Origin of the sequence: Roseibium sp. (assembly GCF_051016195.1) — a bacterium.
In the GTDB taxonomy this organism is placed as follows: Bacteria; Pseudomonadota; Alphaproteobacteria; order Rhizobiales; family Stappiaceae; genus Roseibium.
This window is the reverse complement of the sequence record NZ_CP134616.1, coordinates 4,794,228-4,809,717: the sequence shown is the minus strand read 5'-3', so window position 1 is coordinate 4,809,717 and position 15,490 is coordinate 4,794,228. Positions and strand designations below refer to the sequence as shown.

The following is a 15,490-nucleotide window of genomic DNA, read 5'->3' as shown; positions in this document are numbered from 1 at the left end:
TCCTAGGCGTCGTCCCGCCACAGGAACGGTGGGCTTTCACAACCGCCGAAATTGTTCAGTGGCACATGCGTCCGGCCCTTCACGTGATCGGCGGCACCGTCGATGTAGTTTGTGTGCGCCGGGAAAATGCTGCCACCCGTCTCGTGAATGAGTGTCTGCATGTCGCAATACATCTGTTTGCGCTGCGCCGGATCGGTGACCGCCAGAACATCTACCAGAAGTTTGTCGAATTGCTCGTTCTTCCAGTAGGACTCGTTCCACTTGGCCGTCGAGGCGAAGGCAACGGACATCATGATGTTTGCGGTGGGACGCATGTTCCACTGGGTGGCACAGAACGGTGCGACTTTCCAGACCGAACTCCAGTACCCGTCGGTCGAAACTTTTTGCACGTCTATGTTCAGGCCGATTTTCTGCGCTTCGCGCTGAAGGAAGAGAGCCTGATCTACGGCGCCTGGCGTGACATCGGCCACGACAATCGGAACGGCCGTGTTTCCGACGCCGGACTTGTCGAAGTGGTACTTCGCCTTGTCGGGGTCCAGCATTCGTTGCGGAATGTCCGCGCAGTGATCGGGGTAGGCCGGGCCGATCGGCTGGTCGTTGCCGAGCGTGCCCTGTCCTTTCAGGACACCCTTCACGATCCGTTCGCGGTCCATGAGATACTGAATCGTCCGAATGAGATCGGTATTGTTGGAAACGGGCAGGTCACGACGCGCCGCGATCCCCATGAAAGCACCCGATTGCAGCGCCCAGATACCGACACCGTCCGTTGACTCGATTTTTCCGATCGTCCTCGGGTCGACGTTTGCCATCGCGTCGATCTCGCCTGAAAGGAGCGCGTTGAGACGGGCAACAGGGTCGGGGATTGCAAAATGCTCAAGCTCGTCCAGGTATCCTCCGTCTTCCCAGTAGTTGTCGAAGCGCGCACCGATACAACGGACGCCGGGCTTGAACTCCTTCACGGTGTAAGGGCCGGTACCAACCGGGTTTGCGAAGTCGGTCCAGCCGTCCGGTATGATCTTGAACTGGAAAGTACCGAGCGCGATCGCAAAGTCTGCATTCGGCGAATTCAGGATTGCGCGCACTTCGTAGTCGTTCACCTTCTCCCAACGGTCCACCATGCTGAACAGCGTCGCGCCGGTGGACGCGGAGTCGGTACCGACATGCCTGTTCATGGAATAGAGCACGTCATCGGCGGTCATCGTCTTGCCGTTGTGAAACTCCACGCCCTTACGGAGTTTGAACGTCCACTCGGTCGCATTTTCGTTCGTTGAAACCTCTTCTGCGAGTTCGGGCTTGTAACTCAGATCGTCCTGAAGCCGAACCAGAGACCCGTAGAACATCCGGCCGCGGAAGTAATCGATATTTGACTTGAAGGCGGCGGGATCAAGAGTGTCGCCGGGGCTATGAGCCTCGATCGCCATAACCAGCCTGCCACCCTTCTTCGGAGTTGCCGCGATTGCCTGTTTGGTGGATGCGAAGATCGAGCCTGCTGCCGCTGTCGTTGCACCGGCCGCAATCATCCATGCCAGGAACTCTCTCCTGGAAGCACCCCGCTTGATCATTTCCCTGACAGTCGCCTCGTCAGCCTGCGTCAGGTCAAGGCGGTTGGTATTCTTGTATTCGTTTTCCATTTGCTTGATCTCCGTGAGACTGCCTGAGGTACTGCTCCCAGCAAAACGCAGAAACTCGGATTAAAAAAATTAAAATTTCCGACGGATTATTCAGTCAAGCTAAAAAGAAAAGAAGTGCCCAAAGTTTAGACATCGGACTCTTGTTGAGTCCACGCCCATAACCACGTCGCTGCACATCAGGTAAGCAGTTTTCGGTGTGCCATATGCTGGGTATCCCGAAAGACAACAAACGGAATTTCACGGTGGCAACTGACAAAGCTGCACGACCATTCATTCGGCCGCGCCCTAGGTGACGGACCCATAAATGAGACTGAAATGGTTTGAGGCGGCTTGCTTCTCGTCAAGGCGCGGAAGCGCAGGAAATGTCCCTCATTTTCAAGCCTTTCGCAACGCCGAGGAGGAGCAAGCCGGTCAAATCCGAAGGACATGGAAATGGCGTCACCCCGTGGCGTCAGCGTGCTTGACCGGGCAGGAAGCCCGCTCCGCACACCCTTCCTAACGGGATTTGGCCATTTCGCATGCCATTTTAGTCTCATTTATGGGTCCATCACCTAGGCACAGGCTTTCATGCGTTCTTGACTGCTTCGCGTTTCGGACGGCAATTCGCCAAACTGTTTGCGATAGTAACTGGTGAACCTGCTCCAGTCCCAAAAGCCTTCTTCGGCCGCAATGTCACCTATGCTTCTGTCGAAATAGGCTCCATCTTGGATCTTCCTGCGCGCCCGGTTCAGTCTCAGGATGCGCGCATACATGACCGGCCCCATATCGATGAGTTCAGAGAACGCTTTTTCGATCGTGCGTCTGGATCCCAGATCTGCAACTTTGCGCGGATCTGTACCAGTGAGCGCATCATGACGCTGTAAAAGCAGGCGCCTTGCGGATTGAAAGTGGCTGAGCGCGCTTGGTCTCCGATAGGTTTCAAAGTCCTTGTGCGGCAACCATGAAAGTGTCAGGCCGGTCACAAGACCCAAGACAAGGTTGCTCTCGACCAAATGCAGTTTCTCAAGCCAAGGCTCTCGCTGCGAACATTCCAGAGCAAGTCTTCCGATGTCCCTCAAACGATTGGCAACCAGGTTGGATCTCAGAAATTCGCCATTCTTTTTCAGGCGCTTGATCCAGTCACAAATCTCGGGCATCGAATCCAGTTGCTGCAACAGAAACTGGTAGCTGACTTCAACTGTCAGTTGGATGCTCGAAGCCGGTGAAATCAAAACGCTCTTTGCGTTGGGTGGTTGCACCAACACCCAGTCTGTTTCATCAGTCATACCGTTGTAGGACAGCCGCGGACGGTTCTTGTCGGCGCAGACATTGAAAACCAGCATGTCCGAGCCACAAGACACTTCTTTTTCGACCACCTGATTGCAGCGTTCCAAACGAACGCAAAACCTTCCGACATCGGCTGAAAGAACTTTCCCTGCAAAACTGCCCGGACTCAATTGAGCAATCCTTGCGGTGTCGCCGTAGAAGGATTCGTACGGTTCGAAAGCAGTCTCTGTTGCAGTACTCAACAGGTCATGAAAGCACGTCGCGTGTTCCGCATCGCTCAGATAGCCGTGCATCTTGGATCTCCCTGGTCACAAGGTTCAAGAAAACAAAACTCAGAGGCCGTTTTTCCTTTCTGTCCGGTCGACATGTCCGGCATGCACATCGACCCACCAAACTTGCGGTTATTCCGCTGCAATCACCTCGGCGGCAACATTGTGGCAGGCGGTCTCCGTTCCGCCGACGTGACGCAGTTCGGGCGCGGATCGTTTGCACAGATCGGTGGCGATCGGACACCTGGGGTGGAACGTGCATCCGCTTGGCGGGTCGATCGGGTTCGGATAGGAGGTGCCGAGTTCAATATCAGGCACATCCGCGTCGGGTTCGGGTGTCAGCACGGATCCAAGCAGCGCCTTCGTGTATGGATGCCTGGGGTTGTCGAAGAGGGTGCGCGCATCCGCGATTTCGACCACCCGTCCCAGATACATCACCACCACGCGCGTCGCGATGTGTTCCACGACGGCCATGTCGTGCGTGATCAGCAGATAAGTGAGCTGCATCTGCTCCCGCAATTCCAGAAGCAGGTTCAGGATTTGTGCCTGGACCGAGACATCGAGGGCCGAAGTCGGTTCGTCGCAGACGACGATCTCGGGCTTGAGCACCAGTGCACGGGCAATCGCCACGCGCTGCCGCTGACCGCCTGACAACTGGTTGGGATAGTTGTGATAGAGCCGGCGTGGAATGCCGACCCGTTCCATGATCGCTTCGACTGTTTTCTGCTGTTCGGCCGGCGTTTCCGAGCCATGCAGTTGCAGCGGCCTGCGAATGATCTCGCCGATCGTTCTACGCGGGTTGAGCGAGGAGTAAGGATCTTGAAAGATCGATTGGACACGCCGGGACTTTTCAACATTCGAAAGGCCCGAAATGTCCTCGCCGTTGAGCGTGACGCTGCCGGAAGACGGGCTGCGAAGGCCGAGCAGCATGCGGGCAAGTGTCGATTTCCCGCACCCACTTTCCCCCACGACCGCAACGACTTCTCCCCGGTGAAGGTCGAGAGAAATACCGTCGACGGCGCGCAGCAGTTTCGGTTGCGAAAACATGTTGGGCTTGATCCGGAACACACATTCCGCGTTCTTCGCCGAGAGCACAGGCGTGCCTGACATGTCGACGTCTGTGCCATATCCAGATGGTGCGGAGCCCGTTTTGTCCCGTTCGGCCTGAAATGCCCGGATGGCCGTTTCCTCCGACAGAAGGCATCTGCTTTGGCGTCCGGGCGCTGTTTCATTCAGCGTGACGAGCGTTGAATGACAGTCCGCAAAAGCCCTGTTGCAACGGTTTGCAAATCGGCATCCTCTGAAATTGGTCTTGAGCGATGGCACGAGCCCGGGAATGGATCCCAGTTCCTCACCGGGATTGATCTCACCGGGGATCGGGATGCTTTCAAGGAGGCCTTGCGTGTAAGGATGAAGCGGCGCGCCGAAGACTTCGTCGACCTTGCCGGTTTCGACGATCTGTCCCGCATACATGACCGCGACCTTGTCGGACACACGGGCGACAACGCCGAGATCATGCGTGATGATGATCATCGCCATGTTCATTTCACGCTGCAGTTCGCGCAGCAGTGTCAGGATCTGTGCCTGGATCGTAACGTCCAGAGCAGTCGTCGGCTCGTCCGCGATAATCAGTTCCGGCTCGCACATCAGCATCATCGCGATCATCACGCGTTGCCTGAGACCGCCGGAGAGCTGGTGCGGATACTGGGACAAACGGCTGCGCGCAGCGGTGATCCCGACCTTCTCCAGGAGCTCTACCGCGCGGTCTCGCGCGTCCGACCGCGAGACACCCTTGTGCAGCATCAGGAGTTCGGTCATCTGCCGCCCGATCGTGTAGACCGGATTGAGTGAGGTCATCGGCTCCTGAAAAATCATCGCGATCCTGTTGCCCCGCAAGGCCGCCATTTGTGCCGGGGTCGCGGAGAGCAGGTCCGTTTCGCCGAACTGCATCTTTGATGCCTCGCGGATGGTACCCTTGGGCAGGAGATCCATGACGGCGAGCGACGAGATCGACTTGCCGGAACCGGATTCTCCCACGATCCCGAGTGTTTCACCTCTCTCAATGGAAAGCGAAATGTTGGAAACGGCTGTCAGATCGCCTTCCGCAAGCTTCAGCGTGACGGACAGGTCTTCCACTTCGAGTAGGGGGCTCATCCTCACTCTCCTGATTCAGTTGCGGCCTTCGGGGGCGGTGATGTCGCGTATTCCATCGCCCAACAGGTTGACGGCCAGCACCAGGAGGAACAGCGCGGCGCCCGGAATTGCGACAAGATAGGGTTTGAAGTACATCGCCTCCTTGCCTTCGGCGATCATCAGTCCCCAGGAAGCGGTCGGCGGCTGAACGCCGACACCGAGGAAGGAAAGCGCGGCCTCGTGGATGATCACAACGGCCATCTCCAGGGAGAAAACGACGATGATCTGGTTCGAGAGATTGGGCAGGATTTCATAGAACAGGATCTGGCGGTCGGTGCTGCCGATGCTGCGCGCCGCTGAAACGTATTCTAGTTCACGGATCTGCCGGGTCATCGTGCGTGTGACGACCATGTAATAGGACCAGTGGAGACACCCCAGAACGACAATCAGCGTCGTGATCGATGCACCGACAAAGAAGACCAGTGCCATGGCCAATAGAAGCGAGGGCAGGGCCAGCTGGCACGTGAGCAGAAACGACGCGGCCCGATCCGCACGTCCACCAAGATACCCTGCGACGAGGCCAATGGTCACACCGATGACGCATCCCAGAAGGGCCGCGCCGAAGCCGACGCCCATGGAAACACGCGCACCGTAGATCAGACGACTGAGGTAATCGCGGCCGAGTTGATCTGTCCCGAGAATATGTTCCCAGCTGCCGCCCTCGGCCCATACCGGCGAAATCAGGCGCTTTGCAAGGTTCTGCTCAAAGGGAGAGTAAGGTGCGAGGACAGGTGCGAGCAGGGCGACCAGTGTCATGATCAGAACAACGGCGCCACCAAACTGAAGGCCACGATGGGATTTGGCCTTTTTGATCATCCGTTCTTTTGGAGTCAGGTCGATAATGTCGCCGACCATCTGTTGCGGACTGGTGCTTGCGGTGGTCATCGGTATCACTCCAGGCGCAGTCTGGGATCGAGCCAGGCGTTGAACACGTCCCCGGCAACGGTCAGGAAGATGAAAATGAGGGCGAAGATGAAGACCAGCATCTGCACGGTCGGGATGTCGGCTCCCAGGATACTCTCATAGGCGAGGCGCCCCAGTCCATTGAGCGCAAAGACCGACTCGGTCACTACAGACCCGCCGAGCTTGTAGCCTAACTGGATCGCGATCACGCTCACCACCGGCAGGAGTGCATTTCGCATGGCATGCTGGAACAGGATCCGGCCCGGACCGAACCCCTTCGCGCGCGCTGTCCTGATGTAATCGGACCCGAGAACATCGATCATGCCTGCCCGTGTGAGCCGCAGCACCTGCGGTACCGCGCTCATGCCCAGGACAAAGGATGGAAGGACGAAGTGTTTCCAGCTCGTATCGCCTGACACCGGGAAAATCGGAAACATCACCCCCAGAAGAATGATCATCATCAGCCCGAGCCAGAAATTCGGAACCGCCTGCGCGGCAGTTCCAAGGCTCAGCGCGAACCGGTCGAGCCAGCCGTTCGGATTGAGGGCGGCCAGCACCCCCAAGAGGAGACCGACAACCGTGGTGATGGTCAGGGCACTGAATGCGAGGGTCAGGGTGACGGGAGCACGTTCCAGGAAAAGATCGAAGACGGGACGCTTCCAGTAGTAGCTTTCGCCGAAGTTGCCGACAAAAACATTGCCGATCCACTCCACGTAGCGGACTGCGAGTGGCCGGTCGAAACCGTATTGCACGCGCAGTTCCTCGATCGCTTCCGGGGAGGCGTCTTCACCCGCGACCATCGCAGCCGGATCAGCGGCAAGGTTGAGCATCAGGAAGGTAGCGAGCGAAACCGTAATCGCTACCAGAAGCCCCATTCCCAGCTTTCGGAGAATGAATTTGTACACGTCCTGTCTCCCTCGTCACCCGGTTGTTGTTTTGGATTGGGGTGCTGACCGTCTTGGGTGCCCCGCACAAGGGGCACCCGACGCTCCGAAATCGCCTATTTCCAGGTAATTTCGTTCAGCCGCACGAGGCCATCGGAAGGCGGCGCAAAGTCAACGTCCTTGCCGGCAACATAGTTTTCCGTGAACCGGTAGATCGGGACGTGGTACGCCATATCGGCTGACATCTGGAGCGCCTGTTTGTAGAGGTCGGTGCGTTCCTCGTCATCAATTGTCGAGAGGGCGGCGTCGAACAGCGCTTCCAGTTTCGGATCACGGTTGAGGTTACGGTTTGACCCTGCCGCGAAATGGTTGTGAATGGCACCGACATCTGGCGTGGCGTAGTAACCCCAGGTGCCATGCATGGACGGTGCTTCTTCTGCCGCACGTGCCTTGGAGAATGCCGAGAGCTTTACGTAGTTGATTTTCGCCTTGATGCCGATCTTTGCAAGATCCGCGGCGACGGCTTCCGTGACGGGTTTGTCGCGATAGGCCCAGAGCTCAAGGTCAAACCCGTCCGGGTAGCCCGCTTCCGCAAGAAGGGCCTTGGCCTTTTCAACGTCATATTCGTAAGTCGTGACATCCTGCGTGCATCCGAACATGCCGTCGTAGCAAAGGGAGTTGATCACCAAGCTCGAGCCGCCGACAAGATGGTCCACGATGGCCTGTTTGTTGACGGCGTGGTTCATCGCCTGGCGGACCTTGAGATGAGTCATGGGGCCTTCGGGATCAGTCACGCCGCCGGCATCGAGGATCAGGAAGCCGATGCGGGTTGTCGGGCCTGGAATGTGGTCGACCATCGGCAACGTGCCGAGGTTCTGTGCGGTGTCGTCAGGCACGGTATAGGAGAACTGGACCCCGCCTGAAATCATTTCCGCGGAAACTGTGCCCCATTCGGGAATGGGTCTTATGACGATCGTCTTTGCGCCATCCGTGGATTTTGGGCTGTCGGCATAATAGCCGTCATACTTTTCCAGGGTGACACCGGCACCCATGTCGAAGCTGACCACGCGGTACGGGCCGGTTCCGTTGAACTCCTGCGTCAGCGCGTTTGTGTTCGGTTCCGACGCCGATCCGTAGCTTCCGGCCTTGCGTGTCTGAACGAACATGGCAATGTCGCGCAGCATCAGCGGGTAAGGTTTCTTGGCGGTGATGCGAACTGTCTCGCCGTCCAGCGCCTCGGCACTTTCAAACCAGCCGCGGATGAAGGCACCGCGCTTGGTCGCGGCCTGATCGCTTGCCGTCCATTCGAACGAAAAGACAATATCTTCCGCCGTAACCGGTGACCCGTCGTGAAACGTCACGCCGTCTCGCAGTGTAAAATCTACCGTCCTGTCGTCGACATAGCTGTAGGAGGACGCGAGCGCGGGCAGATACTCGTTGGTTTCAGGATCCCTGACAACCAGTTGATCCGAAGTCAGATAGGAGAGAATGACATTCTCGCGAGCCGTCGAATACAGACTGTCGAGGGTCTGTATCTCCTTGTTGGCCGCAACAACAAGTGTGTCGTTCACCTTGTCGGCAAGTGCAGGCGTGAAAAGGGATGACAGCAGCGTCGCTGCGAGGAGTGTTGATTTAAGTCTCATGGGTCCCTCTTTATTGTGATTTTTGGCTTTCACTACGCTAGGACCGGGACGCTTAATGTGTCCAATGCATGCTTTGTATTTTAAACATGCACAAAACGAATATTCAGGGATGCAGACTCATGCATGGAGTGCATACGTAAAATAGAAAAAATTCATTTTACGTATTCAAAACGGCTTCCATAGACTTCAGCCAACGGTCGGAACTCCTTTTAACAATCCCCCAAAGGTCGTTCCGAACCGGCAACGACGCCCGAACAGCGGCTGTCCTCATACGAAAAGTCTGGATCCTGTCCGAATGCACCCCAGTCCTGATCAGAAGTCCGACCTTCGAGGCCGTGAGGCCGCGATTGCGTCAGCCATGCGTTACATTGAGGAAGGGGGTTTCAAGTCGGATCTGGCGCAACTGGTCGCATGCCGGACCGAGACATCCAAGCAAGGTGACGCGGTTCAAAAGCTAACCTATCTCACCGATCTCCTGGCACCGCATCTCGCCCGTCTCGGTTTTTCCGTGCAGGTATTCGACAACCCGGACGCCGGTTCGGGCCCACTTGCGATCTACCAGCGCATCGAGGATACAAACCTGCCAACCGTGCTGATGTACGGCCATGCTGATGTTGTTCCGGGGCTGGACGGCCAATGGGATGCAGGCCGGTCTCCGTGGAAACTCGAACAGTCGGACAACAGGCTGTACGGGCGTGGCACGGCGGACAACAAAGGGCAACACTGGCTGAATATTGCGGCGCTGCGCGAGGTGATCGCCGCCCGCGGGCACCTGGGTTTCAACTGCAAGATCCTGCTCGAAACGGAAGAAGAGTCCGGATCACCCGGCTTGGAACTCTTTTGCGAAACTCACAGGAACGATCTGGCGGCCGACGTTCTGATTGCCAGCGACGGCCCCCGGATACGAACCGGCCGGCCAACCGTTGCGCTCGGTTCAAGAGGCAATTTCAATTTCGACCTTGAGATCAGGTATCGCGACAGCGGACGGCACTCCGGCAACTGGGGCGGTTCGATCAAGGATCCTGTCATCCGTCTCGCGCATGCCATAGCCACTATTGCGGACGATCACGGACGCATTCTGATTGATGAATGGCGGCCGGAAAAACCGTCAGACCGTATTCGGGATCTCTTGAAGGATTGCCCGATCCTGCAGTCGAACGGCGTCAGCAGGATGGATGCGGACTGGGGGGAAACCGCGCTGGCGCCGGCCGAGCGGGTGCTGGCATGGAACAACTTCGCCGTTCTTGCCATCAAGGCAGGGTCTCCCGAGCGTCCGGTGAATGCGATCGCGCCGATGGCCTGGGCACGCTGTCAGTTGCGTTTTCTGGCTGGGCTCGACCCGGAGAGCATCCTGCCAACCTTGCGCGCGCATCTTGACGCAAACGGTTTTGAAGATGTGGCTCTGAAACCGGCACGAAGCACATGGTGGAGAGGAACGACCACCAACCCGGACGATCCCTGGGTCCAGCAGGTTATGTGCTCCCTGGAAAAGACGGAGGGGCACACGCCGGATCTCATTCCCTGCATAGGGGGATCGCTTCCCAACCATGCCTTTCAGGGCATTGTTGGAATGCCGGCGGTCTGGATCCCGCATTCCTATTCGGATTGTTCACAGCATGCGCCGAATGAACATGTGCGGATTGACCTGTGCCTGAGCGCCATTCGGGTCATGACCGGCCTGTTCTGGGACATCGGGCAGAACGGCGAGGAAGGTGAACGCGATGCTTATTGAGGAAATTTGCACCTGGCTTGCGGAGCATCCTGGCAACTGGAGCGAAACAGGTCTTGAAAGGGCGCGCTTTGGCATTGCGGATACGGTCGGCTGCATCGTTGCGGCATCCGATCATGACGTTGTGGTCAGGGCCGCCAAATCCTGTGATGGATATGGCGCCGGCAAATCCACATCTGTCGCTGGCGGGAGAACATGTTCTTCGTCCACAGCTGCTTTCGTCAACGGCACTGCAGCCCATGTTCTGGAAATAGACGATAACTTCTATCCCGCGCTGACACATGCCTCGGCGCAAGCGGTTCCCGCATTGCTTGCCCTTGCGGAAGAGTACCGTTGCACCGGCAGACAGGTGCTTGATGCCTATCTGTACAGCCTGGAAATCCAGGCAGCCATTGCCAGTGCAATGGGAAGAAGTCACACCCTTGCAGGTTGGCATGCAACCGGGACCCTTTCAACCATTGCAACGGCTGCTGCCGCTGCAAACATGCTCGGCCTTCCGAAGGCAGAAACCGCCAACGCAATGAGCATATCTTGCAGCATGGCTGCAGGTTCCAAGGCGCAATTCGGCACTATGACAAAGTCCCTGCATTGCGGATTTGCCGCCCGCAATTCCGTCGACGCGGTGTTGCTGGCCGCATCAGGCATAGAAGGGGCTGCCGACGCCCTGGATGGACCCCATGGGTTCCTCGAGATGCATTGCGGCGATGGAACGCCGGAATACCAGAGCGTCCTTGAAAGCCTTCATGCGTCAAGCGCAGTCGAAACCTACGGTCTTGCGCCGAAGAGGCATGCCTGTTGCGCGTCGGCGCACAAGGGGCTGGATGCGGTAGAAGATCTGAAAAAGGCTCACGATTTCGACCTCGCGGATATCGAACGCATCGATGTCTCGGTTGGAACGACAAATCGCCAGAACCTGCGCTATGACCGCCCCAGGGATGGAATGGAGGCGCGTTTCTCTTTGCCCTACGCAATGATTGTTTTCCTGCAGACAGGGAAATTCTGGCTGGACGACCTGAAGGACGAAGCGGTGCAGCGTCCCGGGATCCGCGAACAACTTGAAAGCGTCCACGTGAGCGTTCTGGATCTGGACGAAAAGGTCCTGCCGATAACAAAGCCGCTCGAACACCGGGTCAAGGTGCGCCTGAAACGGGGTGACGAGTTTTTTGCCGGGCGCGCGTTTGCGAAAGGCACGGTGGCAGACCCGTTCACGGAACAGGACTATTTCGAGAAATTTATTAATTGCTGTGCGCAGCGGCTTGGAACGCGGCAGACAGAGGAACTCTGGTCAACTCTGCGGACGATCGATACTCAAGCGGATGTTCAGGCGATTGCCGCCAGGGCTTTCCGGTGCATTCAGGCCGCTTCATCGAGTTCCCGGTAGCTTTCCGAAACAGTCTGGCGAAGCCACTTGTGCAACGGGTCTCCATCGCGCGTCTTGTGCCAGACCAGATTGAGATGCCGCACGGGTGAACGAAACGGCAATTCTCTTACCTTCAGGCCATACCGGGCGCGCGCAATCGGCGCAATGATACGCGGGATGCTGGTGATCATGTCCGAGGCCGATACAACGCTCATCGCCGCTGCGAAATGCGGCACGCGCAGTTTCACATTGCGGCTGTGACCGGTTTCCGCGAGCTGCTGGTCCAAACGGGTCCGGTTGGCATCGATGGTGGTCGTACTGACATGGGGGGCCGTCTCGTAATAGCCGATATCCAGGTCCCGATCGAAGTGTGCATTTTCCTTTGAACCGGCACATACGTAGTCAACTTCGCCGAGCTTGTGCCAGGAATAGCGGCTTGGAACATCATAATCCCAGAAGAAAGCCAGATCGATGCGTCCGGTATCCAGATCGGAATGAAGGCTCGATTCCACGACTTCCTTGGCAAGTCCGAGGGCCGGGAGAAAGCGGAATTCGATATTGGGAGCAATCCGGCTCATTTTCGGCACGAGCATGCCGGGCAACAAGCCTGTCAGAAGGTCGCTCATGGCAATGCGTACGATCGCATTTGCCTCGGAAGGATCGAAGTCTTCGTCAGACTGGATCACGTTGACAAGTTCGGCGACGCTGACGGAAACCTTCTCTGAAATCGCAAGACAACGTTCCGTCGGCTGCATGCCCTGGGGCGTGCGAACAAAAAGATCATCATTGAAAAGTGACCTCAGCCGGTTCAGCGCATGGCTCACGGCAGGTTGCGACATCCCGAGAGACTGCGCCGCCAGTGTCACGTTCTGCTTTTCGATCATCGCATTGAGGATCTTGAAGAGATTGAGGTCAACGGAGTTGATGTTTTTCTTCTGCAAACCGGTCACACGTGCTCTTGATTGCTTTTGTTCCTCAAAGGTTACTCCGAATGCGCAGGGGCGGAAAGGGGACCGATTTGCCCAAATAAGCATCATCGAAGCTGATAATATGATCTGTCACTTGTGTTGCAGGGGGTTAGGGTACGGTTTCATAAAGGAAGCCGAATTGGCCGTTTTTGCCATCTGCCACGTCGCGAAAGGCTTGAAAATGAACCACATTTCCTGCGCGTTCGCTTCTCGCAGTTGGTCAAAACGCTCCAAACCAAATTGACTTCATTTATGAGACCGTACCCTAGATTAGCTAAGAGTTGTGAGGCCAGCCGTTTTCCCGCCTCAAGGATGCCTGGCATCTTTCATGCGCCAAGTTGTGCGACCGGAAACCGAGACTGTTCCCTTTGAGCGACTGCACCATCGGAGTAAACATGCCCGACGTTTCACACTACCCGATTGCACCGGACTGGTTTTCGATTTCCAGGGTCGATGAATCCACGGACATGCTGATGGAACCGCACGTCCATGTTCTGGAACAGGCAAACATGTTTTTCGTGCGCGGATCCGATCGCGACATGATCATCGATACCGGGATGGGCATCGTCCCGATTGCACCGTATGTCGATCCGCTGTCTGCCAAGCCTCATTCCGAGATCATCTGTGTTTCGACCCACACGCATATCGACCATATCGGCGGTGTTCACGAATTCGATACCCGCCTCGTGCATCCGATCGAAGCGGACGAGATGGCGTCTCCCTCCATCATGAACACGATCATTCGCGATGAAATCGACCCGGTCCTGCTGGAGCTCTTTGCCTCGGCTGGCTATCCGCCACTTGACGAACTTCTCATCACGGCTCTGCCCCATGAAGGCTATGACCCGGCCACTTATGCCCTCAAAGGCGCGCCCGCAACCGGGCTGCTTGAAGAAGGCGATACCGTCGATTTGGGAGACCGGCAATTCACTGTCCTGCACGTGCCGGGGCACTCGCCGGGCAGCATCGCGCTGTTTGAGGAAAAAACCGGAATCCTGTTCGCGGGAGACGCGATTTACGATGGGCCGCTCATCTATGACGGTCCGGGAATGAGCGTTGACGATTATGTGGTGACCATGAAAAAGCTGCAGGCGCTCGACGTGACGATTGTTCACGGTGGTCACGATCCGAGCTTCGGCAAGAAAAGGCTCGACGAAATCGTGGAAAAGTACTTCCGGATCTGGGGCGCTTGAGAGGATGTTTCACCGGGAAGCGTTGAGTTTGGCAACGGTCCAGTGATGCGTAAGCGCGGCACCGTCAAAACTTGCGTGGTGGGTAACCAGATGCCCGCTCGCTGCACTGAGAGTGTCGCAGAGTACTTTTCCGACCCGGTTCGGGTGGCTCGACAGCTCGATCACTGCAGTGTCATGTTCAATCCGGCCGAAACTGTACTCCGCTAGGAACAGGTCAGCGAGTTGATTTCGGTCTGTTGGTGTCAGGGCCCGGGCAAGTGCGTCCTTCCATGGGAGAGCCAGGTTTTTCCGAGTCGGCCGATCGCAGGCAAACAGAAACCGCGTCGGTGAGCTGATCAGGAATCCCCAAAATCCGCCATCGCATGTAAACACACGGCCTTCCGGCGCACGATCGTCAATTTGCTGCTCCAGCCACAGTTCGACAAAATCCGCGTCGACGCCGTACTCGAAAAGACCGCCCGGGGTTCGCTCCAGACGGCCGATATCCCTCCCGGATTCCGGACCCTGAAGATTTATTGCCCTCTGCCAGGTGCAGATTCCGTCTTCCACCGCCGCCCAGCCGGCAAATCCCTCGCAGGCGGAAAGTGCAAGCAAATCTTCCTGCGGGAGTTCGGCAAGGCAGGCAGCTGATATCCCTTTGGAAAACCCCTCCGGAATGCGCAAATCGGCGTAGAGACCGTTGGCCTGAAACCAGTAGACGTGCGTCTCATGATCTTCAGAGTCAGGTGCTTCTGCCGGAGCCTTGATGTATGCGCGGCGCCACAGGCCTCGTATCGTGTCATCGGTAACCGGACAGGATGCTGCATTTGCAGTGCCCTGCATCAGGCCGCTTCTGCGCTATGCGAGCCGAACGCGGAGATGATTTCCTCCGAAGAGCGCACAGCACCCGTTTGCAAGTACTCCATCGCATCAAGAGCGGCTGAATGTGCTTGCGGATCGGACCCGCCGACGCAATCCTTGATAACGCGGCAGTAAAAATCCTTCTGGTGGCCGTCTGCGAACGTGTAGTGGACACACACATTGGTCAGCCCGCCGACCATGACCAGAGTGTCGGCCTTGAGACCGCGCAGCAAGATGTCGAGATCGGTTCCGATGAAGCAGGAATACCGCCGCTTCTTGATGACGTAGTCATCGGCCCTGAGACCGACGATCTCCTCGGCTATTTCCGTTCCTTCGCGTCCTTCAACGCAATGCACATCTTCCGTTCCGTCGAGTTCGCGGCCGAAATCCACCATGTCAGGGCGATGCGCTTCCTGAAAGAAGATCACCGGGATATCGTTCGCGCGCGCCGCATCAATCACGGTGCGGGCCCGACGCATGGCAGTCGTATAGGCGGACATCTTCGGAATGCCGCCGTCATAATTTTCAAGAAACGCACTCTTCTGGATGTCGATCACCAGCAAGACGGGTTTGCCGACGATCATGGGCTGTTCGGGCATGGCTGTTGTCCT

The 15,490-nt window shown here is 57.1% G+C and carries 12 protein-coding genes; 3 read left to right on the top strand and 9 right to left on the bottom strand.

Annotation, left to right across the window (positions count from 1 at the left end; translation table 11 throughout):
- Positions 1–2: 2 nt before the first annotated feature.
- The 6 genes from RDA78_RS21950 to RDA78_RS21925 form a co-directional block, all read right to left on the bottom strand.
- Positions 3–1,631 carry an ABC transporter substrate-binding protein gene (locus RDA78_RS21950; RefSeq protein ID WP_434051903.1) on the bottom strand — a complete coding sequence of 543 codons (1,629 nt, stop codon included), beginning with the start codon at positions 1,629–1,631 and terminating at the stop codon, positions 3–5.
- Between the two features lie 551 nt (positions 1,632–2,182).
- On the bottom strand, positions 2,183–3,190 hold the full coding sequence (locus RDA78_RS21945; protein WP_434051902.1) for a helix-turn-helix domain-containing protein: 1,008 nt from the start codon (positions 3,188–3,190) through the stop codon (positions 2,183–2,185).
- A 108-nt stretch (positions 3,191–3,298) separates the two neighbouring features.
- On the bottom strand, positions 3,299–5,320 hold the full coding sequence (locus RDA78_RS21940) for an ABC transporter ATP-binding protein (RefSeq protein ID WP_434051901.1): 2,022 nt from the start codon (positions 5,318–5,320) through the stop codon (positions 3,299–3,301).
- A gap of 15 nt (positions 5,321–5,335) precedes the next feature.
- Positions 5,336–6,244 carry an ABC transporter permease gene (locus tag RDA78_RS21935; protein WP_434051900.1) on the bottom strand — a complete coding sequence of 303 codons (909 nt, stop codon included), beginning with the start codon at positions 6,242–6,244 and terminating at the stop codon, positions 5,336–5,338.
- A 5-nt stretch (positions 6,245–6,249) separates the two neighbouring features.
- The gene (locus RDA78_RS21930) at positions 6,250–7,167 is read right to left on the bottom strand and encodes an ABC transporter permease (protein ID WP_434051899.1); all 918 of its coding nucleotides are present in this window, start codon (positions 7,165–7,167) and stop codon (positions 6,250–6,252) included.
- 95 nt (positions 7,168–7,262) lie between these two features.
- Positions 7,263–8,789: an ABC transporter substrate-binding protein gene (locus RDA78_RS21925; protein ID WP_434051898.1), complete on the bottom strand. Its 1,527-nt coding sequence runs from the start codon at positions 8,787–8,789 to the stop codon at positions 7,263–7,265.
- A gap of 295 nt (positions 8,790–9,084) precedes the next feature.
- Between RDA78_RS21925 and RDA78_RS21920 the strand changes: the two genes are divergently transcribed.
- A complete protein-coding gene (locus RDA78_RS21920; protein WP_434051897.1) occupies positions 9,085–10,521 on the top strand; it encodes a M20/M25/M40 family metallo-hydrolase in 1,437 nt (478 codons plus the stop codon).
- Complete coding sequence (locus tag RDA78_RS21915; protein WP_434051896.1) at positions 10,511–11,899, top strand: MmgE/PrpD family protein; 1,389 nt, start codon at positions 10,511–10,513, stop codon at positions 11,897–11,899. Before RDA78_RS21920 ends, RDA78_RS21915 begins: the two co-directional genes overlap by 11 nt.
- Here the strand turns inward: RDA78_RS21915 and RDA78_RS21910 are convergent.
- Entirely contained in the window at positions 11,872–12,828 is a 957-nt protein-coding gene (locus tag RDA78_RS21910) for a LysR family transcriptional regulator (protein ID WP_434051895.1), read from the bottom strand. The two genes, RDA78_RS21915 and RDA78_RS21910, sit on opposite strands and share 28 nt — an antisense overlap.
- A 413-nt stretch (positions 12,829–13,241) precedes the next feature.
- On the opposite strand from RDA78_RS21910, the gene RDA78_RS21905 reads away from it, so the two are divergent.
- Positions 13,242–14,039, top strand: coding sequence for an MBL fold metallo-hydrolase (locus RDA78_RS21905; RefSeq protein WP_434051894.1), 798 nt, complete (start codon positions 13,242–13,244; stop codon positions 14,037–14,039).
- A gap of 9 nt (positions 14,040–14,048) precedes the next feature.
- On the opposite strand, the gene RDA78_RS21900 is transcribed toward RDA78_RS21905, so the two are convergent.
- Both RDA78_RS21900 and RDA78_RS21895 read right to left on the bottom strand, forming a co-directional pair.
- A complete protein-coding gene (locus RDA78_RS21900; RefSeq protein WP_434051893.1) occupies positions 14,049–14,861 on the bottom strand; it encodes a hypothetical protein in 813 nt (270 codons plus the stop codon).
- Positions 14,861–15,478: a cysteine hydrolase family protein gene (locus RDA78_RS21895; protein WP_434051892.1), complete on the bottom strand. Its 618-nt coding sequence runs from the start codon at positions 15,476–15,478 to the stop codon at positions 14,861–14,863. Before RDA78_RS21895 ends, RDA78_RS21900 begins: the two co-directional genes overlap by 1 nt.
- Between the last annotated feature and the right edge of the window lie 12 nt (positions 15,479–15,490).

Coding starts and splice junctions, on each gene's coding strand:
- RDA78_RS21950 (WP_434051903.1), bottom strand. CDS start 1,631: ATGGAAAACGAATACAAGAATACCAACCGCCTTGACCTGACGCAGGCT.
- RDA78_RS21945 (WP_434051902.1), bottom strand. CDS start 3,190: ATGCACGGCTATCTGAGCGATGCGGAACACGCGACGTGCTTTCATGAC.
- RDA78_RS21940 (WP_434051901.1), bottom strand. CDS start 5,320: ATGAGCCCCCTACTCGAAGTGGAAGACCTGTCCGTCACGCTGAAGCTT.
- RDA78_RS21935 (WP_434051900.1), bottom strand. CDS start 6,244: ATGACCACCGCAAGCACCAGTCCGCAACAGATGGTCGGCGACATTATC.
- RDA78_RS21925 (WP_434051898.1), bottom strand. CDS start 8,789: ATGAGACTTAAATCAACACTCCTCGCAGCGACGCTGCTGTCATCCCTT.
- RDA78_RS21920 (WP_434051897.1), top strand. CDS start 9,085: ATGCACCCCAGTCCTGATCAGAAGTCCGACCTTCGAGGCCGTGAGGCC.
- RDA78_RS21915 (WP_434051896.1), top strand. CDS start 10,511: ATGCTTATTGAGGAAATTTGCACCTGGCTTGCGGAGCATCCTGGCAAC.
- RDA78_RS21905 (WP_434051894.1), top strand. CDS start 13,242: ATGCCCGACGTTTCACACTACCCGATTGCACCGGACTGGTTTTCGATT.
- RDA78_RS21900 (WP_434051893.1), bottom strand. CDS start 14,861: ATGCAGGGCACTGCAAATGCAGCATCCTGTCCGGTTACCGATGACACG.
- RDA78_RS21895 (WP_434051892.1), bottom strand. CDS start 15,478: ATGCCCGAACAGCCCATGATCGTCGGCAAACCCGTCTTGCTGGTGATC.